This window comes from Streptomyces sp. NPDC026092 (assembly GCF_040638605.1).
Lineage (GTDB): Bacteria > Actinomycetota > Actinomycetes > Streptomycetales > Streptomycetaceae > Streptomyces.
Window position 1 is genome coordinate 212,109 of record NZ_JBEZYN010000003.1, and the last position, 26,425, is coordinate 238,533.

Genomic DNA, 26,425 nt, shown 5'->3' on the forward strand with positions numbered 1-26,425 from the left:
GTGCGCCGACTTGCCGGCCTACTGGTCGTCCCACTACTGCTGCTCTCGACAGCGGCGTGCGGCAGCGACGACAAGGGCTCCGATAACGCCTCGATGAAGAACGGACTGCCCGCCATCACCGCGGGTGAGAAGTTCGGGGAGAAGCCCACCCTTGCCAAGGGTGAGGGCGATCCGCCGAAGGAACTCAAGGTCAACGTGATCAGCGAGGGCGACGGCGCCGTCACGAAGAAGGGCGACGCGCTCCAGGTGAACTACCTGGGCCAGGCCTGGGACTCCACCACGCCCTTCGACAACAGCTTCGACCGCGGGCAGCCGTTCGACCTCACGCTCGGCGCCGGTCAGGTCATCAAGGGCTGGGACCAGGGTCTCGAGGGCCAGAAGGTCGGCAGCCGCATCGAGATCGGCATCCCGCCGGAGCTCGGCTACGGGGCGCAGGGCCAGGGCGACATCAAGCCGAACGCCACCCTCGTCTTCGTCGTGGACATCCTCAAGTCGACGACGATCCCGAAGTCCGCCGAGGGCACCGAGGTCGCCCAGGAGAACAAGGACCTGCCGAAGGTCGGTACGAACACCGACGGCAAGGCCCCCTCGCTGACGGTGCCGAAGGTCGACCCGCCGACCAAGCTGGTCTCCAACTACATCCTGGAGTCCAAGGGCGAGGTCGTCGCGGGCACCGACACGGTCGTGGTGAACTACGTCGCCGCGCTGTGGAAGGACGGCAAGGTCTTCGACTCGACGTACCAGACGGGCAAGACCGCGAACTTCCCGCTGGAGCAGCTGACCCTGAAGGGTCTCAAGGACGGCATCACCGGCAAGAAGGTCGGCAGCCGGGTCCTGATCGTCGCCCCGCCGGCGGAGGCGTTCGGCGACAAGGAGCAGCAGGGCATCCCGAAGAACTCGACGCTGGTGTTCGCCGTCGACATTCTGGCGAAGATGTAAGACTGTCCCCGTCGCGCAGTTCACCGTTGCGCGGTTCATGAGTTTGAGGAGCACACTGCAGTGAGCATTGAGAAGCCCGAGATCGACTTCCCGGGCGGCGAGCCGCCGAAGGACCTGGAGATCAAGGACATCTGGGAGGGCGACGGCGAGGTGGCCGAGGCCGGCGACGCCGTCAAGGTCCACTACGTGGGTGTGGCCTTCTCCACCGGCGAGGAGTTCGACGCCTCCTGGAACCGCGGCAGCGCGCTGGACTTCCGGCTCGGTGTCGGTCAGGTCATCGCGGGCTGGGACCAGGGTGTGCAGGGCATGAAGGTCGGCGGCCGCCGCCAGCTGGTCATCCCCGCCCACCTCGCCTACGGCGACCGGGGCGCGGGCAACGCGATCGCCCCCGGCGAGACGCTGATCTTCGTCTGCGACCTGGTCGGCGTCAAGAAGGCCTGACCGGATCGGCTCGGTCACCCGCTGACCGTCACCGGTCGGCCACGCGCTGACCGGATCCGCTCGAACGAGGGCCCGTGCCTGTCCAGGCGCGGGCCCTCGGCTTTTGCCACGACACCCCGGGGCGGTACGGTCGGATGTCCCCGAAGTCAATCCGGCAGAAGAGGTGCAGGGCGTCGATGGCGATTGCCAAGGCCGAGCGGCTGATGAATCTGGCCCTCTGCCTGCTCGGGACCCGCAGACCGCTCAGCAAGCGTGAGCTGCGCGGCTCCATCGAGGCCTACATGGAAGCCGGTACGGACGACTCCTTCAACCGGATGTTCGAGCGGGACAAGGATGATCTGCGCGAACTCGGCCTGGTCATCGAGACCGTCGAGAACCTGGAGGGCGAGACCGGCTATCTGGCCCGCCGCGACTCCAACCGCCTGCCTCCGATCACCCTGGACGCCGAGGAGGCCGCGGCGCTCGGTCTGGCCGCCCGGGTCTGGCAGCAGGCGCGGCTCGCCGGGGCCGCGAGCGGCGCCCTGCAGAAGCTGCGCGCCGCCGGCATGCCCGAGGCCGAGGACTCGTACGACGCCCAGCACAGCGCCCTCGAACCGCGCATCCCGGTCCACGAGACCGCGTTCGAGCCCCTGATGCTGGCCTGCCGCGACCGCCGCCCGGTCGTCTTCGACTACCGCAAGGCCACCGCCGCCCGGCCCGAGACGCGCCAGGTCGAGCCGTGGACCCTGGAGTGCTGGCGCGGCCACTGGTACCTGGCCGGCTGGGACCGCGACCGGGGCGCCGAGCGCGTCTTCCGGCTCTCCCGGATCACCGGCAAGGTCCGCTCCCGGGCCGGCGCGTTCACCGCGCCCGTGCCCGACGTCGTCACCGTCCGCGAGACGGTCGAGAGCTGGGCCGGGGAGACCGCGACGCGTTCCGCCAGGATCCGGCTGCGCGCCGGCAGCGGCTACCCGCTGCGGGCCCGCGCCCAGTCCGTACGGGAGGGTGCGGACGGCTGGGACGAGCTGGAGATTCCGTACGGGCATGGCCTGGACGCCTGGCTCGTGGAGTTCGGTCCCGATGTCGTCGTACTCGAGCCCGCGGATCTGCGGGCCGACGTGGTGGACCGGCTGCGCGCCGTGGCCAAGGGCTGAAGGGGGAGACGTACAGCATGGCTGCGAACGCGATCGACCAGACGAGGCGGATGCTCTCCCTCGTCACGTACCTGCGGGAACGCCCCGGCGCGCATGTCGCCGATGTCGCCCGCGCCTTCGGGATCACCGAGGACGAGCTGATCTCGGACCTCGACGTGCTGCCGATGTGCGGCACGAGCTTCCGCGGCGGCGACCTGCTCGACATCGACACGGACGGCGACCGGATCTGGTGGCACAACCCGGACGACGTCGCCGAGCCGCTGCGGCTCGCCGCCGACGAGGCGACGGCGCTGCTGGTCGCCGCCCGGGCCGTCGCGACACTGCCCGGGCTGCGGGAGAGCGACCGGGAGGCCCTGCTGCGGGCCACCGCCAAGCTGGAGACGGCGGCCGGTGAGGTCGCCGGGGCGAGCGCGCGGCTCTCGGTGACCTTCGAGTCCGAGGGCGGTGTCTTCGCCGAGGTGGACCGGGCGATCTCGGAACGCAGGCGGCTGTGGGTGCGGTACTACTCGCCCGCCCGCGACGAGCTCACCGAGCGTGAGGTGGACCCGATCCGGCTGTTCGCCGTCGGGCACACGTACATGGAGGCGTGGTGCCGGCTCTCGGAGGCCCGCCGCACCTTCCGGCTCGACCGGGTCGCCGAGATCCGGATCCTGGACGAGCAGTCCGCGCCGCCGGAGATCGAGCTGCGGGACCTGTCGGAGGGGCTGGTCCAGCCGTCCGCCGAGGACCCCGAGGTCGTCGTCGAGGTGGGTCCCGGCGGCCGCTGGGTCGCGGAGTACTACCCGCACGACCGGGCCGACGAGCTGCCCGACGGCGGGCTGCGGATCACGCTGCGGACCCCCGCCCCCGCCTCGCTGCGGCGCCTCGCGCTGCGGCTCGGCAGCGACGGGCGCATCGTCTCTCCGCAGGACCTCGCCGACAGCGCCCGGGAGGCGGCGGCCGCGGCGCTCGCGGCGTACGAGAGCCAGGCGTGAGGGGCGGGGGAGACGCGAGCGTGAGGCAAGGCGGAGAGCCAGGCGTGAGGTACGGGAGAGACAGGCGAGAGGGATGAGGGATATGTCCGTGATGCACGGAATGACTGCTTCGATCGCGCCGGTCTTCTTCAAGGCCGCCTGCCCCGACTGCCGCGCCCGCTTCGAACTCGCCGCGGGCTCCCTGCGCCTGGCCATCGGCGCCAGCAGCCGTACGACCTTCTACTCGTTCACCTGCCCCGAGTGCGGCAGCTCCGTCCGCAAGCCCGCCGGTGAGCGGATCGTCGAACTCCTCACCGGAGGCGGCGTCCGCACCCTGCGGCTGCACTCCACCGTCTGACGTCCCGACAGCCGCGCACCGTCTAGGCTCGCCCCATGTTCTGGCCCATGCTCGCCATCGCCCTCGGATTCCTCGGCATCGCCGTCCTCGGAGTCCTCGGCATCAAGGTCTTCCTCGAAGCCCAGCGGCTCGGCCGCCAGGTGACCCGCACCACGGAGCGCATCAACCGCGCCGCCGAGGAGCTCGAGCGGGCCGCCGAGGACCTGACCCGGACCGGCGGCGCGCTGCGCTGAGGGGCTGTCCGGCGGCCGGTAGTGCTCTCCTCCCGCCGCGCGGCGCGGGGTACGCTCGTGAGCGCGGCCCTGATCAAGAGGTGCGGGCCGCAAACGGGTGTACGCACGGGGATTGCCCTGCGTTTACTCGTGCGCGTTACGATCGCTGACGGTCGGGGTTCGGGCACCAGTCCGGGCGGCGACCACCAGCACCATCCCAGCCGCCTCGATGAGAAGGTAGACCACGCTTATGTTCCGTCAGATCGGTCCCCTCGAGATCAGCCTGATCCTCCTTGTCATCGTGCTCCTCTTCGGCGCCAAGAAGCTCCCCGAGATGGCCCGTTCCCTCGGCAAGTCGGCGCGCATCCTGAAGAGCGAGGCCAAGGCGATGAAGAGCGAGGGTGGCCAGCAGCCCGCCCCCGCCGACCCGCCGGCCGAGCAGCCCGCCGCGCAGCGCACCATCAAGGCCGCGCCCGGCGACGTCACCTCCGCCCGCCCCGTGACCGAGCCCTCGGACACCACGCAGCGCTGACCCCGTTCGACCCCAAGGCCGCGCCGCATGCCGGCCTGCCGCACGAGATGAGGACGTGGGTTGCTCAAGCCTGCCCGCACGAAGAAGGAGAAGGATCCCGAGGGGCGGATGCCGCTCGTGGAACACCTGCGCGAGCTCCGTAACCGGGTCGCCAAGGCGATGCTCGCGGTGGTCGTGGCCTCGGTCGTGGCCGCGTTCTTCAGCCAGCAGCTGATGGACTTCCTCTCCTCGCCCGTCCCGAAGTGCCCGCCCGGCACCTCGATCGCCGACAACACCGGCGGGCGCTGCGTCGTCATCGCGTACCAGACCGTGCTGTCGCCCTTCACCTCGACGGTGAAGGTGGTCATGCTCGCGGGTCTGCTCGCCGCCTCCCCGGTCTGGCTGTACCAGCTGTGGGCGTTCGTCGCGCCCGGCCTGCACAAGAGCGAGAAGCGGTACACGTACTACTTCGCGGCCGTCGCCGTGCCCCTCTTCGCCGCCGGTGCCTACGTCGCGTACCTGATCATGCCGGTCAGCGTGAAGGTGCTGATCAGCATCACGCCCGACGTCGCATCGAACTTCGTCTCGCTCGACGACATCCTGGACTTCACCACGCGCATGGTGCTCGTCTTCGGTGTCGCCTTCGAGCTGCCCCTGCTGCTGATCATGCTCAACATCGCCGGCGTCGTGACCGGCAAGCGCATGGCCGGCTGGTGGCGCGGTGTGATCATGGGCGTCTTCGTCTTCGGCGCGGTCGCCACCCCTTCGACCGACCCCTTCGGCATGATCGCCCTCTCCGGGCCGATGATCGTCCTCTACTTCATCGCGGTCGGCGTCTCGGTCCTCAACGACCGACGCCGGGCCCGCAACAATCCGGACGCCGAGCTGGACGACGACGAGGCCTCCAGCCTGGACCTCACGCCCGAGGCCGTCGGGGCCGTCGAGCCCGTCGGAGCGTCCCGGGCCCTGCCGGAGCAGTCCACCGGGCAGGCCGACGGCGGCAGGGCGCTCGGTCCCGGCAGTTACGACGACGTCACCTGATCTTGTAGGGTCCTCCCCCCAGACTCCTCCGGGGGGGGGGACACCCATGACCAGCGAGATCACCCTCTTCGTCAATCCCACCGCGGGACGCGGCCGGGGCGCGCACGCCGCGCAGCCGGCCGCTCGCGCGCTCCGGGACGCCGGATTCTCCGTCCGTACCGTCCTCGGCGCCGACGCGGAGGACGCCCTGCGGCGGGCCCGTGAGGCCGTCGCGGGCGGCACCGGCGCACTGGTCGCCGTCGGCGGCGACGGCATGGTCTCGCTCGCCCTCCAGGCCCTGGCGGGCTCCCGTACGCCCCTCGGGGTGGTGGCCGTCGGCACCGGCAACGACTTCGCCCGCTCCCTCGGCCTGCCCGTCCGCCGACCGTCGGCCGCCGGGCGGCTCACCGCCGAACTCCTCAAGGGCGGCGGCGGACGCGACATCGACCTCGGCCGGGTCGGCGACCGCTGGTTCGGCACCGTCCTCGCCTCCGGCTTCGACTCGCGCGTCAACGACCGCGGCAACCGGATGCGGCTGCCCGTCGGACGGTTCAAGTACGACCTGGCCATGATCGCCGAGCTCGCCGCCTTCCGGCCCGTCCCGTACCGCCTCGTCTTCGGCGACGGTACGGAGAGGGAGGTCGAGGCGACCCTGGTGGCCGTCGGCAACGGGACGTCGTACGGCGGCGGGATGCGGATCTGCGCCGACGCCCGCATGGACGACGGCCTCTTCGATGTCACCGTCGTCGGCGAGTGCAGCCGTACGACGCTGGTCAAGGTCTTCCCGAAGGTCTACCGGGGCACCCACCTCGACCACCCGGCCGTCACGGTCCACCGCGTCCGGTCCGTCACCCTCGACGCCCCCGGCATCACCGGCTACGCGGACGGCGAGCCGCTCGGACCGCTGCCGCTGACCGCCGAGTGCGTACCGGGGGCGCTGCGGGTGCTGGCGCCGTGACGCGGCTTCGTGGGGGCCGGATTTCGCTCGCTCGTTAAAGATCGCGTCACTGTCAGAGGTGGCGGGTAGGCTCGACAACAAGATGACAGAGGACCTCACACCAGCCGAAGCGTACGCAGCCGCTCGCGCCCGCAACGCCGAGCAGGCCACGGCGCTGGCCCCCTTCCGCGAGATGTACGAGTTCGGTCTGGACCCCTTCCAGATCGAGGCCTGCCAGGCCCTCGAAGCGGGCAAGGGCGTGCTCGTCGCCGCGCCCACGGGCTCGGGCAAGACCATCGTCGGCGAGTTCGCCGTCCACCTCGCCCTGCTCCAGGGGCGCAAGTGCTTCTACACGACACCGATCAAGGCGCTGTCGAACCAGAAGTACGCCGACCTCGTGAAGCGGTACGGCCCCGACAAGGTCGGCCTCCTCACCGGCGACAACAGTGTCAACGGAGACGCCCCGGTCATCGTCATGACCACCGAGGTCCTCCGCAACATGCTCTATGCCGGTTCCCAGGCGCTCAGCGGCCTCGGATACGTGGTCATGGACGAAGTGCACTACCTCTCGGACCGCTTCCGCGGCGCCGTCTGGGAGGAAGTGATCATCCATCTCCCCGAGTCGGTGACGCTCGTCTCACTCTCCGCGACCGTCTCCAACGCCGAGGAGTTCGGCGACTGGCTGGACACCGTGCGCGGCGACACCGAGGTCATCGTCTCCGAGAGCCGTCCCGTGCCGCTGTGGCAGCACGTCCTGGCCGGGCGCCGGATGTACGACCTGTTCGAGGAGGAGACCGACCACGGCGGCCGCGGCGCGTCGCGCCGCGAGGTCAACCCCGACCTGCTGCGCCTGGCCCGCACCGAGAACACCCGTACGTACAACCCGCGCGAGCGGCGGCGCGGCAAGATGGTCCGCGAGGCCGACCGCGAGCGCGAGCGCCGCCAGCGCTCCCGCATCTGGACGCCCGGACGGCCCGAGGTCATCGAACGCCTCGACGCCGAAGGGCTCCTGCCCGCCATCACGTTCATCTTCAGCCGGGCCGGCTGCGAGGCCGCCGTCCAGCAGTGCCTGTACGCCGGACTGCGGCTCAACAACGACGAGGCGCGGCTGCGCGTCCGCGAGATCGTCGAGGAACGCACCGCCAGCATCCCGACCGAGGACCTGCACGTCCTCGGGTACTACGAGTGGCTTGAGGCCTTGGAGCGCGGCATCGCCGCCCACCACGCCGGCATGCTGCCGACCTTCAAGGAGGTCGTCGAGGAGCTGTTCGTCCGCGGCCTCGTGAAGGCGGTCTTCGCGACGGAGACCCTCGCGCTCGGCATCAACATGCCCGCACGGTCCGTGGTCCTGGAGAAGCTCGTCAAGTGGAACGGCGAGCAGCACGCCGACATCACCCCCGGCGAGTACACCCAGCTCACCGGGCGCGCCGGGCGGCGCGGCATCGACGTCGAGGGGCACGCCGTCGTCCTGTGGCAGCGGGGTCTGGACCCCGGCCACCTGGCAGGACTCGCGGGCACGCGCACGTACCCGCTGCGGTCCAGCTTCAGGCCCTCGTACAACATGGCGGTCAACCTGGTCGACCAGTTCGGGCGGCACCGCTCGCGCGAGCTGCTGGAGACCTCGTTCGCGCAGTTCCAGGCGGACCGGTCGGTCGTCGGCATCTCGCGCCAGGTCCAGAAGAACGAGGAGGGCCTCGAGGGCTACCGCGAGGGCATGACCTGCCACCTCGGGGACTTCGAGGAGTACGCGCGGCTGCGCCGCGACCTCAAGGACCGGGAGACCGAACTGGCCAAGCAGGGCGCCGCGCAGCGCCGTGCCGCGGCCGCCGCGTCCCTGGAGAAGCTGAAGCCGGGCGACGTCATCCACGTGCCCACGGGCAAGTTCGCCGGGCTCGCCCTCGTCCTCGACCCGGGGATCCCGGCCGGGCGGACCAACGGCCACCGCGGCTTCGAGCACCACGACGGGCCCCGCCCGCTCGTGCTCACCGCCGAGCGTCAGGTCAAGCGGCTCGCCTCGATCGACTTCCCGGTCCCGGTGGAGGCGATGGAGCGGCTGAGGATCCCGAAGTCCTTCAACCCCCGCTCCCCGCAGTCCCGTCGGGACCTCGCCTCCGCGCTGCGGACCAAGGCCGGGCACCTGAATCCGGACCGGCACCGCAAGCAGCGTTCGGCCGCCGCCGACGACCGCGAGATCAACCGGCTCCGTACCGAGCTGCGGGCGCACCCGTGCCACGGCTGCGACGAGCGCGAGGACCACGCGCGTTGGGCGGAGCGCTACCACCGGCTGCAGCGCGACACCAAGCAGCTGGAGCGGCGCATCGAGGGGCGGACGAACACCATCGCCCGTACCTTCGACCGGATCGTCGCGCTCCTCACCGAGCTCGACTATCTGCGGGGCGACGACGTCACCGACAACGGCAAGCGGCTCGCCCGGCTCTACGGCGAACTCGACCTGCTGGCCAGCGAGTGCCTCCGCGACCGGGTCTGGGAGGGTCTGACTCCGCCCGAACTGGCGGCGTGCGTCTCGGCGTTGGTGTTCGAGGCCCGGCAGTCCGACGACGCCGTGGCGCCGAAGCTTCCCACCGGGAACGCCAAGGCGGCGCTCGGTGAGATGGTGCGGATCTGGGGGCGGCTCGACGCCCTGGAGGAAGAGTTCAAGATCAACCAGGCGGAGGGTGTCGGTCAGCGCGAACCGGACCTCGGCTTCGCCTGGGCTGCCTACCAATGGGCCTCCGACAAGGGGCTCGACGAGGTCCTGCGGGAGGCCGAGATGCCCGCCGGTGACTTCGTGCGCTGGTGCAAGCAGGTCATCGACGTCCTGGGGCAGATCGCGGCCGCCGCGCCGAAGGAGAACAGCACGGTCGCCAAGAACGCCCGCAAGGCGGTCGACTCGCTGCTGAGGGGTGTGGTGGCGTACAGCTCGGTGGGCTGACGCATCATCAAGTCGCTTGTAGGGGCCCGTGGTTGACGCCGGATCGGCGTGCTGCGGGCCCTTCGGCTTGTGCGGTGGGGGTGGGTTGTCCGGATCTTGCGGGTGTTGTCCACAGGGTGTTGTCCACAGGGGTGGCGGAGTGTCGGACGTCTCCGATTCCATGGATCTCGACACCGCACCACACCGGGCACCACCGCTGGGAGGGGACGCACGTGACCACGCAAGCCGGTTCGGCCGCCGTCGACGAGACGGCCGACGGACAGAAGATCGTGCCGGGGCCGCGGGGCGTACCGCTGTTGGGGAATCTGCCGGAGTTCGGCAGGGACCCGCTCGCGTTCTTCGAGCGGATGCGCGAGCGCGGGGACTTCGTCAGCTGGCGCTTCGGGTCGGGTCCCTCGCTCTTCATCGCCCACCCCGACGCCATCGGTGAACTCCTCACCGAGGTGGAGAGCACCTTCGACCACTCCGACCTCGGCATCGCCTTCCGCACCTTGCTGGGCAACGGTGTGGTCGTCGCCAAGGGCGCCGAGTGGCGGCGCAAGCGCTCCCTCGTGCAGCCCTCCGTCCGGCCCAAGCAGGTGCGGTCCTACGCCGCCACGATGGCCGAGTGCGCCATCGGCCTGGCCGACCGGTGGGGCGACGGGGAGCGGGTCGACATCAAGAAGGAGATGGCCGCGCTGACCCAGCTGATCGCCGTGCGCACCATCTTCGGCGTCGACACCGCCGCCGACGCCGAGGCCATCGGCCGGGCCATGGATGTGGCGCAGAAGGAGATCGGTGCCGAGTTCAGCGGGATCGGCGCCCTGTTGCCCGACTGGGTGCCCACCCCGGGGCGGGCTCGTATCAAGCGGGCCGTCGCCGTCATCGACGCCGAGGTCGGCTGCGTCGTCGCCCGCCATCGCGGCGGCGACACGGAGCGGCCCGATCTGCTCAGCCGGCTCCTCGCCGCCCAGGACGAGACCGGCGCGCACCTCTCGGACCGGGAGATCCGCGACGAGACCGTCACGCTGTACATCGGCGGGCACGAGACCACCAGCTCCACGCTCGTCTGGGCCTGGCAGCTGCTCTCCCACAACCCGCGGGTGCGGGACGCCCTGGGCGAGGAGCTCGACCGGGTCCTGGGCGACCGTGAACCGGGGTTCGACGACTACGCCCAGCTGCCGTACACCCAGGCCGTGGTGAAGGAGACGCTCCGGCTCTACCCGACGATCTGGCTCATCACCGGTCGCGCCCGGGAGGGGGCGACCCTCGGTGGGCGGGCGGTCCCTGCGGGGACGCGCGTGTGGTCCAGCCAGTGGGCCACCCATCGGGACGGGCGCTGGTTCGCGGACCCGGAGGAGTTCCGCCCGGAGCGCTGGGGCGCGGTGGAGGGCGAGCCAGCCGAGGAGATACCGGAGTACGCGTGGTTCCCCTTCGGCGGCGGGCCCCGGGCCTGTCTCGGGACGCGGTTCGCGATGGTCGAGGCCGTCCTGATCCTCGCCGTCCTCGCCCGGCGGTTCCGGCTCGACCTGGACCTCGGGGCCGGGGAGATACGCCCCGTGCCGAGCCTGACCCTCCAGCCCGACCGGGACGTCCTGGCGACGGTCCGCGCCCGCTCGTGAGATGCGGGAGGATGCCGGTATGAAGATCGGCGCGCGGGGGCTCAACCGTTCCACTCTGGCCCGGCAGTCGCTGCTGCGGCGCGAGCGGCTCGGTGCCGCCGAGGCGGTACGGAAGGTGGTCGCGCTGCAGGCCCAGCAGCCGGCCTCCCCGTACCTCGCGCTGTGGAACCGGACCGCCGGGTTCGACCCCGCCGACCTGGACGCGGCGTTCGCCCGGGGGACGGTCGTCAAGTCGACACTGATGCGGGTCACCCTGCACGCCGTCCACGCCGACGACTTCCGCACCTTCCGGGAGGCCGTGCATCCGCTGCTGAGGGGGGCCAGGATCGGCGATCCCCGGTTCGCGGCCTCGGGCCTGACCGCCGAGGACGCGGACCTGCTCGTCCCGGAGCTGCTGGCCTTCGCCGACAGGCCCAGGACGGGCGCGGAGTACGAAGCCTGGATCCAGGAGCGGGTGGGGGCCGCGCCGAAGTCCGGCGCGTGGTGGGCGCTGCGGCACTACACGCCCCTGGTGCACGCGCCCACCGCACCGCCGTGGTCCTTCGGCGAACGCCCCTCGTACATGGCGCCCCCGGACCCGCCCGAGCTGCCGGCACAGGAGGCGTCCGACGCCGCCCTGCGGACGCTGCTCGTGCGCTACCTGGAGGGGTTCGGGCCCGCGTCCGCGGCGGACATGGCGCAGTTCGCCCTGGTCCAGCGGGCCAGGGTCAGGAGGGTGCTGGAGACGCTGACCGACGAGCTCGAGCGAGGGGAGGGCCCGGGCGGCGAGGAGCTGTTCGACATCCCGGGCGCGCCCCGCCCGGACGAGGACACCCCCGCCCCGCCACGGCTGATGGCCATGTGGGACAGCACGCTGCTGGCCTACGCCGACCGGTCGCGGATCATCCCGCCCGACTACCGCACGAGAGTCATCCGCAGGAACGGTGACGTGCTGCCGGCCCTGCTGGTCGACGGCTACGTCGCCGGTGTGTGGCGGCCGGCCGACGGGGGCATCGAGGCGACCGCCTTCCACGACCTGCCGGACGAGGTCTGGGAGGGACTCGCGGAGGAGGCCCGTGCGTTGACGGCCTTCCTCGCCGACCGCGAGCCCCGTGTCTACCGCCGCTACGACCACTGGTGGAGCAAACTCCCGGGCGGCGAGGCCCGGTTGCTGCCCGGGACGTGAGGTGGTCGGGGCGGACTCCTCAGGTCTGCTGGGGAGTCGGCCTCCTCGTGGCGCGGACGGCCAGGAAGACGAGGAGGGCGATGGGGGAGAGGAGGATCGTCAGGATCAGGAGGGGGCCCATCAGCCAGGGGGAGATGCGGAGTCGGCGGGCCTCGCGGTACATCCACTGGCCGATCAGCAGATCCCAGGCGATGACCTGGGCCCAGATCGCGCCCGCCCCGTTGGCCCCGGCCGTCAGGTCGCGGAAGGAGTCCAGGTCCGGGCTGGTGACCGCCGCCCACAGCTCGGGGAAGATCGGCAGGGCCAGGGCCAGGTAGACCGCCAGGATCGGGACGACGGTCAGCGGGGAGGCCGCCAGGCGCTCGGTGAACCGCCAGGCCGGGGCGAGGATCATCAGCAGCCAGACGGGCGCGGCCAGGTAGAAGCTGAGCTCGAAGAGGAAACCGGTCATGAGGAGGACTCCGGGGTCGTGGTGGGTGCGGTGCGGCCATCGCTGTGCCGCAGGGAGGTCCAGGTCGCCGCGCCCGCGAGCAGGACGATCACGGCCGCGGCGGTGAGGGTCGTGGCGTCGGGGTGCGTCAGCGGCTGGCCGCGCAGGGCCTGCCAGGTGAGGAGGGCGAGGACGGCCGCGTAGGCGCTCGAGGCGACGAGCGTCAACCGGAGTCGTACGCGCGGGTCGCGCAGTCGGGCGAACCTCGGAGCGAGCGCGACCAGGACGAGCAGCAGAAGCGGGATCACCTGGAGGGCGTGCATGCCGAAGAAGTGAGCGACGCGCAGGTCGCCGCCGGTGGTGGACCAGCCGGTCACGGCCATCGACGGGCCGCCGTCCGCGACGCCGACGCTGTGCGCGCCGACGATCCCCCGGTCGTCCCCGGAGGCGCGCTGCTCGGGGGTGGGCAGCACCATGACGAAGCCGATCGCGGTGCCCACGAGGGCGATCAGGGAGCCGAGGCGGACGGCCCAGGCGGTGGCGCGGTCCAGGATCCGGGCGCGCAGCAGCAGGATCGCGATGACCAGGGCGGCCAGCCACAGGACGACGATGGTGAGGCCCATCGTCCGGAAGACGGCGGCGTCGAAGGCGGTCTCGTTGTTGAAGTGGCTCTGCCTGCCGCGTATCGCCTGCATCGTGATCAGTGCGATCTCGCCGAGACCGGTCACGGCGACCACCGTCCCCGCCCACCAGGCGAGCCGTCGGCCGCGGGGGAGCAGGGTGAGCATCCAGGCGAGCGTCATGCAGTACGCGACGAACGAGACCGCGAACTTGAACGGCTTCGCCCATATCGGGGCGCCGACCAGAATCCGGTCGTCGAATATCAGGCCGCCGAGGGCGACGACCGCGAGTAACGCCATCGAGGCGGAGAACCAGAGCAGCGGCCGGTGGAGCTCGCGGAGCTGCGGCATGGGTGAGGACATGGGTACCCCCGTGGGTTGTCCCGAGCATTATGGATAGTGGCACTCGCCGCTATCTGATAGCGCCACTATCTATGATGGGTGAGTCGCTCGGCAAGTCCGGAGCGAGAACGGGAAGGTGAACGCAGGGTGCGCATCGGAGAGTTGAGCCGCAGGACCGGGGTGCCGGTGCCGACGATCAAGTACTACGTACGGGAAGGGCTGCTGCCCGCCGGGGAGTTGACGAGCCCGAACCAGGCCTCGTACGGCGACTCGCACGAGCGGCGCCTGCGGCTGATCCGCGCGCTCCTGGAGGTCGGCGGGCTGTCGGTCGCCGCGATCCGCGAGGTCCTCGAGGCGATAGAGGACCGCGACCGTCCGGTGCACAAGATGCTGGGCGCGGCCGCCGACCGGGTCGTGCCGCGCACCCGCGAGGAGGTGGGGGAGGAGATCGTCGAGGCGCGGGCGGCGGTCGCCGAGCTGATCGGCCGGCGCGGCTGGCGCACGCACGAGGGCAGTGCGGCGGCGGAGGCGCTCGCGGTCGCCCTGGCGACGCTCACGGAGGTCGGCCACGGCGGCTTCGCCGAGGTGCTCGACGCTTACGCGGGGGCGGCGGAGCAGGTGGCCGGCGCGGACCTGGAGTACGTCGCGCGCAATGTGGAGCGGGACGAACTGGTGGAGAGCGTGGTGGTGGGCACCGTGCTCGGCGACGCGATCTTCGCGGCCCTACGGAGGATGGCGCACGTGGACGCGTCGGGGAGGGTGTTCGGTACGGGGGTGTGAGGGGGCGGCCGCTTGTGAGGCCGGGGCCGCCCAGGGGTGGGTGAGGCGCCCGGCTGCCCGGGCGCCCACGGCGTCTGAACGCCGGGGGCCGGGGCCCCTCGACCCCGGCCCCCGCCCCTTCTCAGTTCTCCTGTTCGCGTTCCACCTGGTCGTTCCATTCGCGCTTGATCGCGCGCCAGGCCTCGTCCGTCTTGCCCAGGCGCCAGTAGCCCGAGATCGAGAGGCGTTCGCGCGGGATCTCGCGCTCCAGGCGCAGGTGGCGGCGGAGGTCCTTCACGAAGCCCGCCTCGCCGTGGACGAAGGCGTGGACGTCGCCGGCCGGGAAGTCCAGGCCCTTCACGGCGTCCAGGAGCGCCTCGCCCGCCGGGCGGTCGCCGCGGTGCAGCCAGGTCACCTCGATGCCCGCCGCCGTCGCGAACTTCTGCTCCTCGGCCGCGTCCGCGACCTCGACGAAGGCGTGGACCGTGGCGCCCTCCGGCAGCCGCTCCAGGGCCACCGCGATCGCCGGCAGGGCGCTCTCGTCGCCCACCAGCAGGTGCCAGTCCGCCTCCGCGTCCGGGGCGTAACCGCCGCCAGGACCCAGGAAGCGCACCGTCTCACCCGCCTGCGCCCGTGCCGCCCACGGCCCCGCCAGGCCCTCGTCGCCGTGGACGACGAAGTCGACGGTCAGCTCGTGGTGGACCGGGTCCCAGCTCCGTACCGTGTACGTGCGCGTGGTCGGCCACTGCTCGCGCGGGAACTCCGCGCGGATCCGCTCCATGTCGAACGGCTCCGGGTAGCTCACGCCCTCCGGCGCGAAGAGCAGCTTCACGTAGTGGTCGGTGTACTCGCCCACGGAGAACGCGGCGAGGCCCTCCCCGCCCAGGACGACCCGCACCATGTGAGGCGTGATCCGCTCCGTGCGCACGACCTGTGCCTCATGGGCCTGCGGTGCCTTGCGCGCCGGCTGCTCTGCCACGACGGTCTCCCCTGACTCTACGAACTTAGGTTTGCCTAAGCTAGCATCCCGGGCGGGCGACGGCCCAGAGCGCCTCAGCGCTCCAGGACCGGCAGCAGGCGGCCCACGGCCCCGCCGAGACCCCAGCGGGTCACCAGGCCGGCCAGCGCCTCCGGGTCCTTGGGCACGCGAGGCAGCGCCGGGTCGAACTCCGGCAGCGGTACGTCTCCGGCGACCCGGACGACCGTCGGGGCCACGTCCAGGTACGCCGCCGCCTCCACGATCCCGCGCCGCTTGGCCGGGGTCAGCTTCGACGTACGGTCCACGGCGGCCGCGCGCACGCCCGCCAGATCGCCGTACTCCGTGATCAGCTGCGCCGCCGTCTTCTCGCCGATGCCCTTCACGCCGGGCAGCCCGTCGCTGGCGTCGCCACGCAGGGCGGCGAAGTCGGCGTACTGGTCCGCCCGCACCCCGTACTTCGTGCGGATCAGCTCGTCGTCGACCAGGTCGCAGTCGCCGACGCCCTTGCGCGGGTACAGCACGCGCACCGCGCGCTCGTCGTCCACCAGCTGGAAGAGGTCCCGGTCGCCCGTGACGATGTCCACCGGGCCCTTCGCCCACCCCGCCAGCGTCCCGATCACGTCGTCCGCCTCGTAGCCGGCGACCCCGATCCGGGCGATGCCCAGCGCGTCCAGGACGTCCTCGATCACCGGCACCTGCGGGGAGAGCGTGTCCGGGATCTCCTCCTCGTCCGGGCCTGTCTCCGTCTCCACGGCGACCCGGTGCGCCTTGTACGACGGGATCAGGTCCACCCGCCACTGCGGGCGCCAGTCGGCGTCCATGCAGGCCACCAGGTCGTCCGGGTGGTGGTCCTGGACGAGCCGGGTGATGAAGTCCAGCAGACCGCGCACGGCGTTGACCGGCGTGCCGTCCGGGGCCCGGACCGAGTCCGGCACGCCGAAATACGCGCGGAAGTACAGGGAGGCGGTGTCGAGGAGCATCAGGCGTCGCGTCACACCCCGATCATGCCGCACCCCACTGACACCTGCCCCGGCCGACGCAGCACCCGCCCCGACCGGCCGCCCCGGGCCACGCAGCACCTGCCCCGCCCGGCCGCCCCAGGCGACCCGGCACCCGCCTCGGCCACTCGCCCCCGATCCGCGAACCTGACCGTCCGTCGTGACCCCCGTCACCTTTCGGTTTGCGCCTGCGACGCCCGGGCAGGCGCGGGCCCGGAGCGGACCCGGTACGGGATTCCACAAGGGATCACCGTGCGCACCGGGAGTCGCGGGCCGAAACCGCCCCGCTCCACGGCCTGGCTGCGGGGGTGGCAGGCCGTTTTCGTTTCAACACGTGAGGTATATGTGTCCAGGCTCCAGGCCGACCGCCTGTACAAGGTGTTCGGCAGACGACCCGACGAAGCCGTCAAGAAACTCGATGACGGCGCGGACCGCGACGAGCTCCGCGCCGACGGCACGACGGCGGCGGTGATCGACGCCTCGTTCACCGTCGAGCCCGGCCAGATCTTCGTCGTCATGGGTCTGTCCGGATCCGGCAAGTCCACCCTCCTGCGCATGCTCAACGGCCTGCTCGAGCCCACCGCGGGCCGCGTGCTGTTCGACGGCAAGGACCTCACGGCGCTGAACCCCCGCGATCTGCGCACCGTACGGTCCACGAAGATCAGCATGGTCTTCCAGCACTTCGCGCTCTTCCCGCACCGCAGCGTCCTCGAGAACGCCGCCTACGGCCTGGAGGTCCAGGGAGTCCCGCGCGCCGAGCGCGAGACCCGGGCCGCCGAGGCCCTGGAGATGTGCGGCCTCGCCGGCTGGGAGAAGTCCTGGCCCGACGAGCTCTCCGGCGGCATGCAGCAGCGTGTGGGCCTGGCCCGCGCGCTCGCCACCGACGCCGACCTGCTGCTCATGGACGAGTCCTTCAGCGCGCTCGACCCGCTGATCCGCCGCGACATGCAGGACCAGCTCCTGGAACTGCAGAAGCGGCTGAAGAAGACCATCGTCTTCATCACCCACGACCTCAACGAGGCCATGCGCCTCGGCGACCGCATCGCGGTCATGCGCGACGGCCGGATCGTCCAGCTCGGCAGCGCCGAGGACATCCTGATCCGCCCCGCCAACGACTACGTCGCCTCCTTCATCCAGGACGTCGACCGCTCCCGCGTGCTCACGGCCTCCTCCGTGATGACCGAGGCGGCCGGCCCCGAGAAGGCGGACGCCTGCGGCTGCGAGACCGTCGGCCCCGACACCCTCGTCGCGGACCTGTGCGCGGTCAGCGCGCGCGTCCCGCACCCGGTGGCCGTGAAGGACGCCGACGGCACCGTCCTCGGTGTCGTACCGCAGTCCCGGCTGATCGGCTTCATCGGCGACGAGCAGCGCCCGCCCGTCGCCTGCACACCCGGCTCCACCGGTACGAAGGAGGTGGCCGCGCATGCCTAGGCTCCCCCTCGGCCAGTGGGTCGACAGCTCCGTCGACTGGCTCCAGGCCCAGTTCTCCTGGCTCTTCGACGCCATCACCACCGTCGTCACCGGTCTCTACGACGGCATCGACGCGGTCCTCTCCGCACCTGAGCCGCTGCTCTTCGCCGGCATCCTCGCCGTTGTCGCCTGGTGGCTGCGCGGCCTGCCCGCCGGTGTGCTCGCCTTCGCGGGCTTCGCGCTCGTCGACTCCGTCGACCTGTGGGACGACGCCATGGCGACGCTCTCCCTGGTGCTCGTCGCGACGCTCGTGACCCTGGTGATCGCGGTTCCGCTCGGCATCTGGGCGGCCCGTTCCAAGACCGTCAGCGCCGTGCTGCGCCCGGTCCTGGACTTCATGCAGACCATGCCCGCCATGGTCTATCTGATCCCCGGCATCATCTTCTTCGGCGTCGGCGTGGTCCCCGGCATCATCGCCACCATCGTCTTCGCCCTGCCGCCGGGCGTCCGGATGACCGAACTCGGCATCCGCCAGGTCGACGGCGAACTCGTCGAGGCGGCCGAGGCGTTCGGCACCACCCCGCGCAACACGCTGCTGCGCGTGCAGCTGCCGCTCGCCCTGCCGACGATCATGGCCGGTATCAACCAGGTCATCATGCTGGGCCTGTCCATGGTCGTCATCGCCGGCATGGTCGGCGGCGGCGGGCTCGGTGGCGCGGTCTACCGCGCCATCGGCAACGTCGACATCGGCCTCGGCTTCGAGGCGGGCATCTCCATCGTCATCCTCGCCATGTACCTGGACCGGATGACCGGCGCCCTCGGCCGCCAGGTCTCGCCGCTCGGCCGCCGCGCGCTCGCCAAGGCGCGGGCCGCGACCGCCGCCCGCGTCGGAGCGAAGCTCTGGAACCACCGCCCGCAGCCCGTCACCGCCCTGGTCGGCGTGGTCGTCCTCGCGCTCGTCGCGGGCGGCATGGGCTTCCTCGGCGGCGGTACGTCCTCGACGACCGCCGGCGGCAAGGACATCGGCCACGGCAAGAAGATCAACCTCGGCTACATCCCCTGGGACGAGGGCATCGCCTCCACCTTCCTCTGGAAGGAACTGCTCGAACGGCGCGGCTACGAGGTCGACGCCAAGCAGCTGGAGGCCGGCGCGCTCTACACCGGCCTGGCCGGCGGCCAGATCGACTTCCAGACCGACTCCTGGCTCCCCGTCACGCACGCCCAGTACTGGGAGAAGTACCAGAACAAGCTGGAGGACCTCGGCTCCTGGTTCGGCCCCACCTCACTGGAGCTGTCCGTGCCGTCCTACATGAAGGGCGTCGACTCGCTCGACGACCTCAAGGGCAAGAGCGGCGAGTTCAAGGGCCGGATCATCGGCATCGAGCCGAGCGCCGGAATGATGGGCATCCTCAAGGACAAGGTCCTCAAGGAGTACGGCCTGGAGGGCGAGTACAAGGTCGTCGACGGCTCCACGCCCGGCATGCTCGCCGAGCTGAAGCGCGCGTACGACAAGAAGGAACCGGTCGTCGTGACGCTCTGGTCGCCGCACTGGGCCTACTCGACGTACGACCTGAAGAAGCTCAAGGACCCGAAGGGCACCTGGGGCGCCGGTGACGGCGTGCACACCCTCGCCCGTAAGGGCTTCTCCGGCGAGAACCCCGAGATCGGCGCCTGGCTGAAGAACTTCAAGCTGACCGAGAAGCAGCTCACGGATCTCGAAGCCGACATCCAGGAGACCGGCAAGGGCAAGGAGCAGGAGGCCGTCCGCGGCTGGCTGGAGAAGAACCCCGGCCTCGCGGAGAAGCTGGCCCCGCAGTAGCACCCACGCAGGAGTTCTGACTCCTGTCCGAAAAGGGGTGGTCGCCGAGCGTGTTCGGCGGCCACCCCTTTTCGCCACGACGCGAAACCCCGCGCCAAAGCTGCGTAAGGTTCAGGTAACCGACCAGTACGCAGGCACCGAGCACGAGGGAGGGAGCCGACATGGACGACAAGGAATCACTGCGCGTGGGCGCGGCCGTCAAGAAGCGCCGCAGGGCCCTCAAGCTCACCCTGGCCGTCGTGGCGTCCCGCAGCGGCCTGTCCGTGCCCTTCCTCAGCCAGATCGAGAACGAGCGGGCCCGCCCGAGCAAGCGCTCCCTCGAACTGGTCGCCGGAGCCCTGGAGACCTCGGCCGGTGAACTCCTCGCCGCCGCCGAGGCCGCCCGCACCGTCGACGTCGTACGGGCCGAGGAGCAGCCGCACGCGATGCCCGAGGGCGTACGGTCCCTGGTCCGCGGCCGCCACCAGCTGCACGCGCTCGAATTCACCGGCGAGCGGGACGCGGGCCGCGAATTCCAGCACCGCAACGACGAGTTGTTGTTCGTCGCCGACGGCGCCGCCGAGGTCGAGGCCGAGGGCCGGGCGTACCGGCTCGAACGCGGCGACACGCTCTACCTCTCCGGCGGTGTACGGCACCGGTGGCGCGCCACCGAGCCCGGCACCCGCCTCCTCGTCGTGGCCGTCGCCGAGCACATCGAGGCCGACGAGACATGAGCGTGAGGCCGGCCCGTGTCGTCTCCCTCGTGCCCTCCCTCACCGAAGCGGTCGCCGTCACCGCGCCCGGCCTGCTCGTCGGCGCCACCGACTGGTGCGACCACCCCGCCGAGCTCGACGTCGTACGGATCGGGGGCACCAAGAACCCCGACGTCACCACCATCGCCGCGCTCCGCCCCGACCTCGTGATCGCCAACGAGGAGGAGAATCGCGCCCCCGACCTGGCCGCCCTGCGGGCCGCCGGGATCGAGGTCCTGGTCACCGAGGTGCGCACGCTCGACCAGGCGTTCCAGGAGCTGGACCGGACGCTGCGGGCCTGCGGCGTACGGGACCGGCCGCGCTGGCTCGACGAGGCGGAGGAGGCGTGGGCCGCCGCCGAGGCGCCGGGCCCACCGCTCACCGCCGTCGTGCCGATCTGGCGCCGCCCCTGGATGGTCCTCGGCCGCGACACCTTCGCGGGCGACCTGCTTGCCCGCCTCGGCGTCCGGCACCTGTACGCCGACCACGCCGAGCGCTACCCGCGCGTCCCGCTCGACGAACTCCGGGCCTCCGGAGCCGACCTGGTGGTCCTGCCGGACGAGCCGTACCGCTTCACGCGCGAGGACGGCCCCGAGGCGTTCCCCGGGACCGCCGCCGCGCTCGTCAGCGGCCGCCATCTCACGTGGTACGGGCCGTCGCTCGCAGAGGCGCCACGGGTCCTCGCCCGGGCCCTGCGAGCAGCGCACCGCTGAGAAGCCCGCGCAGGGTGTGGGTCCCGGCCACCAGCCAGGCGGCGACGAGGAACACGTACAGCGCGATCGCGAGCCAGCGGAAGGCGGCGAGGCCGGTGTGGTGGGCGAGCCCCTCCGCGCCGGTCACGCAGGTGCCGACGGGGAAGGTGAAGGCCCACCAGGTCATCGCGAACCCCATGCCCTGCCGCCGGGCCCGCAGCACCATCGCGCCGGCCAGCGCCAGCCACAGCAGGGCGAAGCCCATGACGGGCACGCCGTAGAGCACGGCGAAGGCGCCGAAGCCGTGCGCGTACGGCTCGGGCAGCAGGCCGGGGGCGGCGTCGGCGAACTTGTTCGCGGCGGTCGTCGACTGGCCCAGCGGGCCGAGGACCAGGAAGAGCGTGGGGGTGAGCGCGAGGGGCAGAGGCCCGCCGGTGACCAGCCGGCCGAAGACCAGGGGCAGCATCACGAGGGTGGCGAGCAGGCTGACGCCGAACATGGCGTAGCAGGCGATCAGCAGGGTCTCCTGGGGCTGCCCGGCGGGCAGATGGGGCAGGAGCAGCGGGCCGACGGCGGCGGAGACCATCGGCGCGACGACGGGCAGCAGCCAGGCGGGCGAGGCGCCCTCGATCTTGTGGTGCACCACCATCAGGTACGGGATCGTCACGGCGGCGGCCAGGCCGATGACCGTACCGGCCGAGAACAGGACGGTGTCGAGGGCGACGGCCGCGGTCGGGCCGATCCAGTCCTGGCCGACGATCAGGGCACCCGCGCCGACGGCGAGCAGGGCCATCGACAGACAGCCGTAGAACGGGGCCACGGCCGGGTCGAGGAGGTGCTCGCGGGCGCGGTCGCGGTGGTGGATCCAGTGCAGCGTGCGGGCCGCGAGCAGGGTGAGGAGCATCGCGAGGGAGAGCGCCCAGACGGCGGTGCAGGCGGTGCGCAGACCAGGGGCGTCGACGGGGAGGGTGGCTCCCGCGTTGGCGACGATGGCGGTGCCCATCACCGAGGCGTACCAGTTGGGGCCGAGGTGACGGACCGCGGCCGCCCGCACGCCGGGGGTGGTGGCGAGAGGGGCCGGACGGGAAGGTGCGAGGGTTGCCATGGCTCCACCCTCGCGCGGTGGAACGGGCCCGACCAGGGATCTTGGCGCTATGACGTCATAAGCTGACTTTATGAGCAACGAGCCTGCCGAGACCTCGCCCCTGTCCCACCGGGTCCCCGACCTCGGCGCGCTCGAACTGCTGCTCGCCGTCGCCCGGCACGGGAGCCTGGGGCGGGCCGCCCGCGAGGTCGGGATCACGCAGCCCGCCGCGAGCAGCCGGATCCGGTCGATGGAGCGGCAGCTCGGTGTGGCCCTGGTGGACCGCTCGCCGCGCGGTTCGCGGCTCACGGACGCGGGGGCGCTCGTGACGGACTGGGCGCGGCGGATCGTCGAGGCGGCCGAGGCCTTCGACGCGGGGGCGCAGGCGCTGCGGGGGCGGCGGGACTCGCGGCTGCGGGTGGCGGCGTCGATGACGATCGCCGAGTACCTGCTGCCGGGGTGGCTGATCGCGCTGCGCGCGGAGCGGCCTGACACGGCGGTGTCGCTGATGGCGGGGAACTCGGCGGCGGTCGCGGAGCGGCTGTTGGGCGACGAGGCGGACCTGGGGTTCGTGGAGGGGCTCGCCGTGCCGGACGGCCTGGACGGGGCGGTCGTCGCCCGCGACCGGCTGGTCGTGGTCACCGCGCCGTCGCACGCGTGGGCGCGGCGGCGCAAGCCGGTGGACCCGGGGGAGCTGGCCGCGACCCCGCTGATCCTGCGCGAGCGCGGCTCGGGCACACGCCAGGTCCTCGACTCGGCGCTCTCCGCGCACGGGGGGCTCGCGCAGCCGCTGCTCGAACTCGCCTCCACGACGGCGGTGAAGGCGGCGGCGGTGAGTGGGGCGGGGCCGGCGGTCCTGAGCGAGCTGGCGATCGCGGAGGAGCTGGCGTCGCGGCGGTTGGTGGAGATCCCGGTCGCGGGGGTGCTGTTGCGGCGGGAGTTGCGTGCGGTGTGGCCTACGGGGCATCGGCCGACGGGGCCTGCGCGGGACTTGCTGTCCTTGACCCGGGCGACGCCGTCGGGGTGACGGCTCTTGGCCCGGGGGCGGGTGCGGGTCCGTTGTGGCCGGTCGCGCAGTTCCCCGCGCCCCTAGGGCCTGTCCGGCGGATCATGGCCGGGGCCGTGGCGCCTGGCACGGCGCTCCCCCAAGCTCTTCGAGCAGGGGGGACCCCCACGCCGCGTTGCCGAAACGCCCCGACAGCTCCGCTATCGAGACGCTCCGGCGCCTTGCGATGCACCGCACCAGACGCCGCGGCCTATCCGACCCTGATCCGCCGGACAGGCCCTAACCCCTCTCAGGTTGCCGCGGTGACCAAGCCCCGCATCACCCTCAAGTCCTCGCCCATCTCCGGGTGCCACTGGACGCCCAGGGCCCAGGTCGGGTCCGGGAGTTCGATCGCTTCGATCGTGCCGTCCTCCGCGTACGCCGAGGGGGACAGGTCCCTGCCCAGGCGGTCCACCGCCTGGTGGTGGTAGGTCGGGACCGAGGTCAGCTCCGGGACCAGGGAGGCGTACCGCGTGCCCGGGACCGGCTTGACCGCGTGGCGGCCGATCACGCCGACCGACTCCACATGGCCGTCCAGGTGCTGGACCAGCGTGCCGCCGAGGGCCACGTTCAAGAGCTGCATGCCCCGGCAGATGCCGAGGACCGGCGTCCCGGAGGCGAGCGCCGCCTCGATCAGGGCCAGCTCCCAGGTGTCCCTGGCCCGGGCCGGCGGGCCGGTACGGGGGTCGGGCTCGGCCCCGTACCGTACCGGCTCGACATCCGCACCGCCCGCGATCACCAGGCCGTCGAGCCGCGCCACCACCGACGCGGCGGCGGACGGCTCGTCCGGCGGGAGCATCGTCGCGAGGCCGCCGCTCGCCTGCACCAGTCGCGGGTACTGCGCGGGCAGCAGCGCCGCCGGCATGTCCCACACGCCCCAACGGGCCTGGTCCAAGTAGGTCGTCACGCCGATGAGCGGCTTGGGCACGGATACCTCCAGATCGGAAAAGGGGTGAGTCAGTCGCGGTCGAGTTCTGCCTCGGCCGCCGCGAGCGCCGCGAACTCCTCCTCCGGCGCCTTGGCGACCAGGTGCTTTCGACTGTAGAACGCGAAGTAGGCGAGTGCGATCACGTAGACCCCCAGCGCGATGAACGCCGCGTCCTTGTCCACCAGGAACGTCGCCACCAGGGCCGACAGGGCGAGGACGAACGCCACCGACGAGGTCGCGACACCGCCCGGCGTGCGGTACGGGCGCGGCAGCTCCGGCTCGCGGCGGCGCAGCACGATGTGCGAGAGCGCCATCAGGGCGTACGAGATGGTCGCGCCGAACACCGCGATGTTCAGCATCCGCGCGCCGTCCCCGGTCCCCGCCGCCAGCGCGAAACCGATCCCGCCGGGGATGAGGAGCCCCAGGTACGGGGACTTCCGGCGGCTCGTGAGGGAGAGGAACCGGGGCAGGTAGCCGGCCCGGGAGAGGGCGAAGAGCTGGCGCGAACCGGCGTAGATGAGCGAGAAGAACGAGGCCACGAGGCCCGCGAGCCCCGCGTAGTTCACGAAGCGGCTGAGCGTCGTCGGGTCCCCGTCGCCCTGCAGCGCCACGACCAGCGGGTTGCCCGCCTCCTGGATCGCGGCCGAGCCGCGCGCCCCCGTCGCGGCGACGAAGGTGATCACGGCGAGCAGCACCAGGATGCCCATCGACAGAGCGAGCGCCCTCGGCATCGAGCGGACCGGGTCCTTCGCCTCCTCCGCCGCGAGCGGCACGCCCTCGACGCCGAGGAAGAACCACATGCCGAAGGGGAACGCCGCCCAGATGCCCAGCAGGCCGTACGGCAGCCAGGAGTTGGAGCCGAGCGCCTCCCCGTCGACCGGGATGTCGTTGAGGCCGTCGACGTGGAAGTCGCTCAGCGCGCCGAGCGCGAAGATGACGAGGGCCGCGACCGCGATCGCCGTCACGACCAGGCTGAAGCGGAGCGCCTCGCCCACCCCCCAGAGGTGGATCCCGATGAAGATCGCGAAGCAGGCGAGGTAGACGGGCCAGCCGGACTCCAGGCCGAAGAGGCCGAGCGATTCGACGTAGTCGCCGATGAAGATGGAGATCGCGGCGGGGGCGAGGATGTACTCGATGAGGATCGCGGTGCCGGTGAGGAAGCCGCCCCAGGTGCCGAGCGCCCGGCGCGCGAAGCCGTAACCGCCGCCGGCGGTGGGCAGGATGGCGGAGAGCTCGGCGAGCGCGAAGACGAGACAGGCGTACATCGCGCCCATCAGGACGGTCGCGATGGCGAGGCCGCCGAAGCCGCCCTTGGAGAGGCCGATGTTCCAGCCGGAGAAGTCGCCGGAGACGACATAGGCGACCCCGAGGCCGGTGAGCAGCAGCCAGCCGGCGCTGCCCCGGCGCAGGGCCCGGCGTTGGAGATAGTCGTCCGGCGCCGTCCCGTTCGGTGGTGCTGTCTTGTCCCCGGTGGTGTCTTCGAGCGTCATGGCAGCGTCAGCTCCCGCGTCGGGCCCAATGGATTGGTGCCATACCTTTGCGCCGGGTCGGCTCGAATGCAACCCCCGTGCGTTACTTTCGGGTTACGCGCGCGCCGCGCCGCTCACGTCAGGAAGCCCCGCAGCAGCGCCGCCGTGCCCCCGCAGTGCTCCCGCATGACCTCGCGGGCCCCGTCCGCGTCGCCGTCGAGGACCGCCTCCACCAGGGCCGTGTGCTGGTGCTGGGAGTGCTCCAGGTTCCGTACCAGCAGCGGGATGCAGTCCAGGAGGTCGTTCACCGTCGCCCGTACCGCCGCGTACTGCGCGGTGAGCGTCGGGGAGCCGGAGAGCTCGGCCAGCGTGAGGTGGAGCAGGGTGTCCTGGCGCCGGTAGTCGGTCAGCGGGGCGTCGTGCGTGGCGGCCAGGGCCGTACGGAGCCGGTCCGCGCCCTCGTCGTCGAGCCCGTGTGCCGCGCACAGGCCCGCCGCGCCGACCTCCAGGACCTCCCGGAACCGCAGCGTGTCCTCGACGTCGACCGCGGCGATCCGGCGCCGCAGCTCGTCCTCGTCGGCCGTCTGGGTGCGCGGCAGCACAAACGTTCCGCCGTACCGCCCGCGCCGGCTCTCGACCAGCCCCTGCTCCTGGAGGACCTTCAGGACCTCGCGCAGCGTGACCCGGCTGATCCCCATCCGGTCGGCCAGCTCCCGCTCGGCGGGCAGCCGTTCGCCGCCGGGTACGAGTCCGAGCCGTACCACCTGGAGGATCTGCTCCAGGGCCTCCTCGAAACCGTTGCCCGCCCGGACCGGCCGCAGCACGGGCGTCAGCCGGTCCGCCTGCGGGGCGGGCGATCCGCTCGTATCACTCGTCGTGGACACGTTCCCGTTTCCCCTTCCCAAGCAATGGTCTTC

General features: G+C 71.9%; 26 protein-coding genes. 18 read left to right on the forward strand and 8 right to left on the reverse strand.

Going from position 1 to position 26,425, the window contains the following annotated elements:
* The 12 genes from AB0F56_RS05925 to AB0F56_RS05980 all read left to right on the forward strand — a co-directional run bounded on the left by AB0F56_RS05925 (position 1) and on the right by AB0F56_RS05980 (position 12,202).
* Entirely contained in the window at positions 1-939 is a 939-nt protein-coding gene (locus AB0F56_RS05925; RefSeq protein WP_362004478.1) for an FKBP-type peptidyl-prolyl cis-trans isomerase, read from the forward strand.
* Positions 940-999: 60 nt separating this feature from the next.
* On the forward strand, positions 1,000-1,380 hold the full coding sequence (locus AB0F56_RS05930) for an FKBP-type peptidyl-prolyl cis-trans isomerase (RefSeq protein WP_362004480.1): 381 nt from the start codon (positions 1,000-1,002) through the stop codon (positions 1,378-1,380).
* A gap of 176 nt (positions 1,381-1,556) precedes the next feature.
* Positions 1,557-2,513 (forward strand): WYL domain-containing protein, encoded by a 957-nt coding sequence (locus AB0F56_RS05935; protein ID WP_362004482.1) that lies wholly within the window; start codon positions 1,557-1,559, stop codon positions 2,511-2,513.
* Positions 2,514-2,530: 17 nt separating this feature from the next.
* Positions 2,531-3,487, forward strand: coding sequence for a WYL domain-containing protein (locus AB0F56_RS05940; RefSeq protein ID WP_362004484.1), 957 nt, complete (start codon positions 2,531-2,533; stop codon positions 3,485-3,487).
* A 73-nt stretch (positions 3,488-3,560) separates the two neighbouring features.
* A complete protein-coding gene (locus AB0F56_RS05945) occupies positions 3,561-3,824 on the forward strand; it encodes a hypothetical protein (RefSeq protein ID WP_362004487.1) in 264 nt (87 codons plus the stop codon).
* A gap of 35 nt (positions 3,825-3,859) precedes the next feature.
* Positions 3,860-4,057 carry a hypothetical protein gene (locus AB0F56_RS05950; protein ID WP_362004489.1) on the forward strand — a complete coding sequence of 66 codons (198 nt, stop codon included), beginning with the start codon at positions 3,860-3,862 and terminating at the stop codon, positions 4,055-4,057.
* A 229-nt stretch (positions 4,058-4,286) separates the two neighbouring features.
* Positions 4,287-4,568 carry a Sec-independent protein translocase subunit TatA gene (tatA, locus tag AB0F56_RS05955; RefSeq protein WP_362004492.1) on the forward strand — a complete coding sequence of 94 codons (282 nt, stop codon included), beginning with the start codon at positions 4,287-4,289 and terminating at the stop codon, positions 4,566-4,568.
* Positions 4,569-4,628: 60 nt separating this feature from the next.
* Entirely contained in the window at positions 4,629-5,588 is a 960-nt protein-coding gene (gene tatC, locus AB0F56_RS05960) for a twin-arginine translocase subunit TatC (RefSeq protein WP_362004495.1), read from the forward strand.
* 46 nt (positions 5,589-5,634) lie between these two features.
* A complete protein-coding gene (locus AB0F56_RS05965) occupies positions 5,635-6,525 on the forward strand; it encodes a diacylglycerol kinase (RefSeq protein ID WP_362004498.1) in 891 nt (296 codons plus the stop codon).
* An 82-nt stretch (positions 6,526-6,607) separates the two neighbouring features.
* A complete protein-coding gene (locus AB0F56_RS05970) occupies positions 6,608-9,436 on the forward strand; it encodes a DEAD/DEAH box helicase (protein WP_362004501.1) in 2,829 nt (942 codons plus the stop codon).
* 212 nt (positions 9,437-9,648) lie between these two features.
* Positions 9,649-11,037, forward strand: a complete 1,389-nt coding sequence (locus AB0F56_RS05975) for a cytochrome P450 (RefSeq protein WP_362004504.1) — start codon at positions 9,649-9,651, stop codon at positions 11,035-11,037.
* 19 nt (positions 11,038-11,056) lie between these two features.
* The gene (locus AB0F56_RS05980; RefSeq protein WP_362004506.1) at positions 11,057-12,202 is read left to right on the forward strand and encodes a winged helix DNA-binding domain-containing protein; all 1,146 of its coding nucleotides are present in this window, start codon (positions 11,057-11,059) and stop codon (positions 12,200-12,202) included.
* A 19-nt stretch (positions 12,203-12,221) separates the two neighbouring features.
* Here the strand turns inward: AB0F56_RS05980 and AB0F56_RS05985 are convergent, their stop codons facing one another.
* Together AB0F56_RS05985 and AB0F56_RS05990 are read right to left on the reverse strand one after the other, a co-directional pair.
* Positions 12,222-12,653: an ABA4-like family protein gene (locus AB0F56_RS05985; protein ID WP_362004509.1), complete on the reverse strand. Its 432-nt coding sequence runs from the start codon at positions 12,651-12,653 to the stop codon at positions 12,222-12,224.
* The gene (locus AB0F56_RS05990) at positions 12,650-13,552 is read right to left on the reverse strand and encodes a hypothetical protein (protein WP_362005099.1); all 903 of its coding nucleotides are present in this window, start codon (positions 13,550-13,552) and stop codon (positions 12,650-12,652) included. The genes AB0F56_RS05985 and AB0F56_RS05990 overlap by 4 nt, the downstream gene beginning before the upstream one ends.
* 189 nt (positions 13,553-13,741) lie before the next feature.
* Between AB0F56_RS05990 and AB0F56_RS05995 the strand changes: the two genes are divergently transcribed.
* Positions 13,742-14,374, forward strand: a complete 633-nt coding sequence (locus tag AB0F56_RS05995; protein WP_362004511.1) for a MerR family transcriptional regulator — start codon at positions 13,742-13,744, stop codon at positions 14,372-14,374.
* Between the two features lie 121 nt (positions 14,375-14,495).
* Here the strand turns inward: AB0F56_RS05995 and AB0F56_RS06000 are convergent, their stop codons facing one another.
* On the reverse strand, positions 14,496-15,332 hold the full coding sequence (locus AB0F56_RS06000) for a siderophore-interacting protein (RefSeq protein ID WP_362004514.1): 837 nt from the start codon (positions 15,330-15,332) through the stop codon (positions 14,496-14,498).
* Positions 15,333-15,406: 74 nt separating this feature from the next.
* Positions 15,407-16,312, reverse strand: a complete 906-nt coding sequence (locus tag AB0F56_RS06005; protein ID WP_362005102.1) for a 5'-3' exonuclease — start codon at positions 16,310-16,312, stop codon at positions 15,407-15,409.
* 363 nt (positions 16,313-16,675) lie between these two features.
* On the opposite strand from AB0F56_RS06005, the gene AB0F56_RS06010 reads away from it, so the two are divergent.
* From AB0F56_RS06010 to AB0F56_RS06025, 4 genes are all read left to right on the forward strand, one after another.
* On the forward strand, positions 16,676-17,761 hold the full coding sequence (locus AB0F56_RS06010; protein ID WP_362004517.1) for a glycine betaine/L-proline ABC transporter ATP-binding protein: 1,086 nt from the start codon (positions 16,676-16,678) through the stop codon (positions 17,759-17,761).
* Positions 17,754-19,559 carry an ABC transporter permease/substrate binding protein gene (locus AB0F56_RS06015; RefSeq protein WP_362004520.1) on the forward strand — a complete coding sequence of 602 codons (1,806 nt, stop codon included), beginning with the start codon at positions 17,754-17,756 and terminating at the stop codon, positions 19,557-19,559. The genes AB0F56_RS06010 and AB0F56_RS06015 overlap by 8 nt, the downstream gene beginning before the upstream one ends.
* 161 nt (positions 19,560-19,720) lie before the next feature.
* Positions 19,721-20,272, forward strand: coding sequence for a cupin domain-containing protein (locus tag AB0F56_RS06020; RefSeq protein WP_362004523.1), 552 nt, complete (start codon positions 19,721-19,723; stop codon positions 20,270-20,272).
* On the forward strand, positions 20,269-21,003 hold the full coding sequence (locus AB0F56_RS06025; protein ID WP_362004525.1) for a helical backbone metal receptor: 735 nt from the start codon (positions 20,269-20,271) through the stop codon (positions 21,001-21,003). The genes AB0F56_RS06020 and AB0F56_RS06025 overlap by 4 nt, the downstream gene beginning before the upstream one ends.
* On the opposite strand, the gene AB0F56_RS06030 is transcribed toward AB0F56_RS06025, so the two are convergent.
* A complete protein-coding gene (locus tag AB0F56_RS06030; RefSeq protein ID WP_362004527.1) occupies positions 20,930-22,087 on the reverse strand; it encodes a TDT family transporter in 1,158 nt (385 codons plus the stop codon). The genes AB0F56_RS06025 and AB0F56_RS06030 overlap by 74 nt on opposite strands.
* Positions 22,088-22,157: 70 nt before the next feature.
* Between AB0F56_RS06030 and AB0F56_RS06035 the strand changes: the two genes are divergently transcribed.
* Positions 22,158-23,093, forward strand: a complete 936-nt coding sequence (locus AB0F56_RS06035; RefSeq protein ID WP_362004530.1) for a LysR family transcriptional regulator — start codon at positions 22,158-22,160, stop codon at positions 23,091-23,093.
* A 268-nt stretch (positions 23,094-23,361) separates the two neighbouring features.
* Here the strand turns inward: AB0F56_RS06035 and AB0F56_RS06040 are convergent, their stop codons facing one another.
* From AB0F56_RS06040 to AB0F56_RS06050, 3 genes are all read right to left on the reverse strand, one after another.
* On the reverse strand, positions 23,362-24,039 hold the full coding sequence (locus AB0F56_RS06040; protein ID WP_362004533.1) for a gamma-glutamyl-gamma-aminobutyrate hydrolase family protein: 678 nt from the start codon (positions 24,037-24,039) through the stop codon (positions 23,362-23,364).
* 29 nt (positions 24,040-24,068) lie between these two features.
* A complete protein-coding gene (gene eat / locus AB0F56_RS06045; protein ID WP_362004536.1) occupies positions 24,069-25,529 on the reverse strand; it encodes an ethanolamine permease in 1,461 nt (486 codons plus the stop codon).
* Between the two features lie 113 nt (positions 25,530-25,642).
* A complete protein-coding gene (locus AB0F56_RS06050) occupies positions 25,643-26,392 on the reverse strand; it encodes an FCD domain-containing protein (protein ID WP_362004539.1) in 750 nt (249 codons plus the stop codon).
* Positions 26,393-26,425 lie beyond the last annotated feature (33 nt).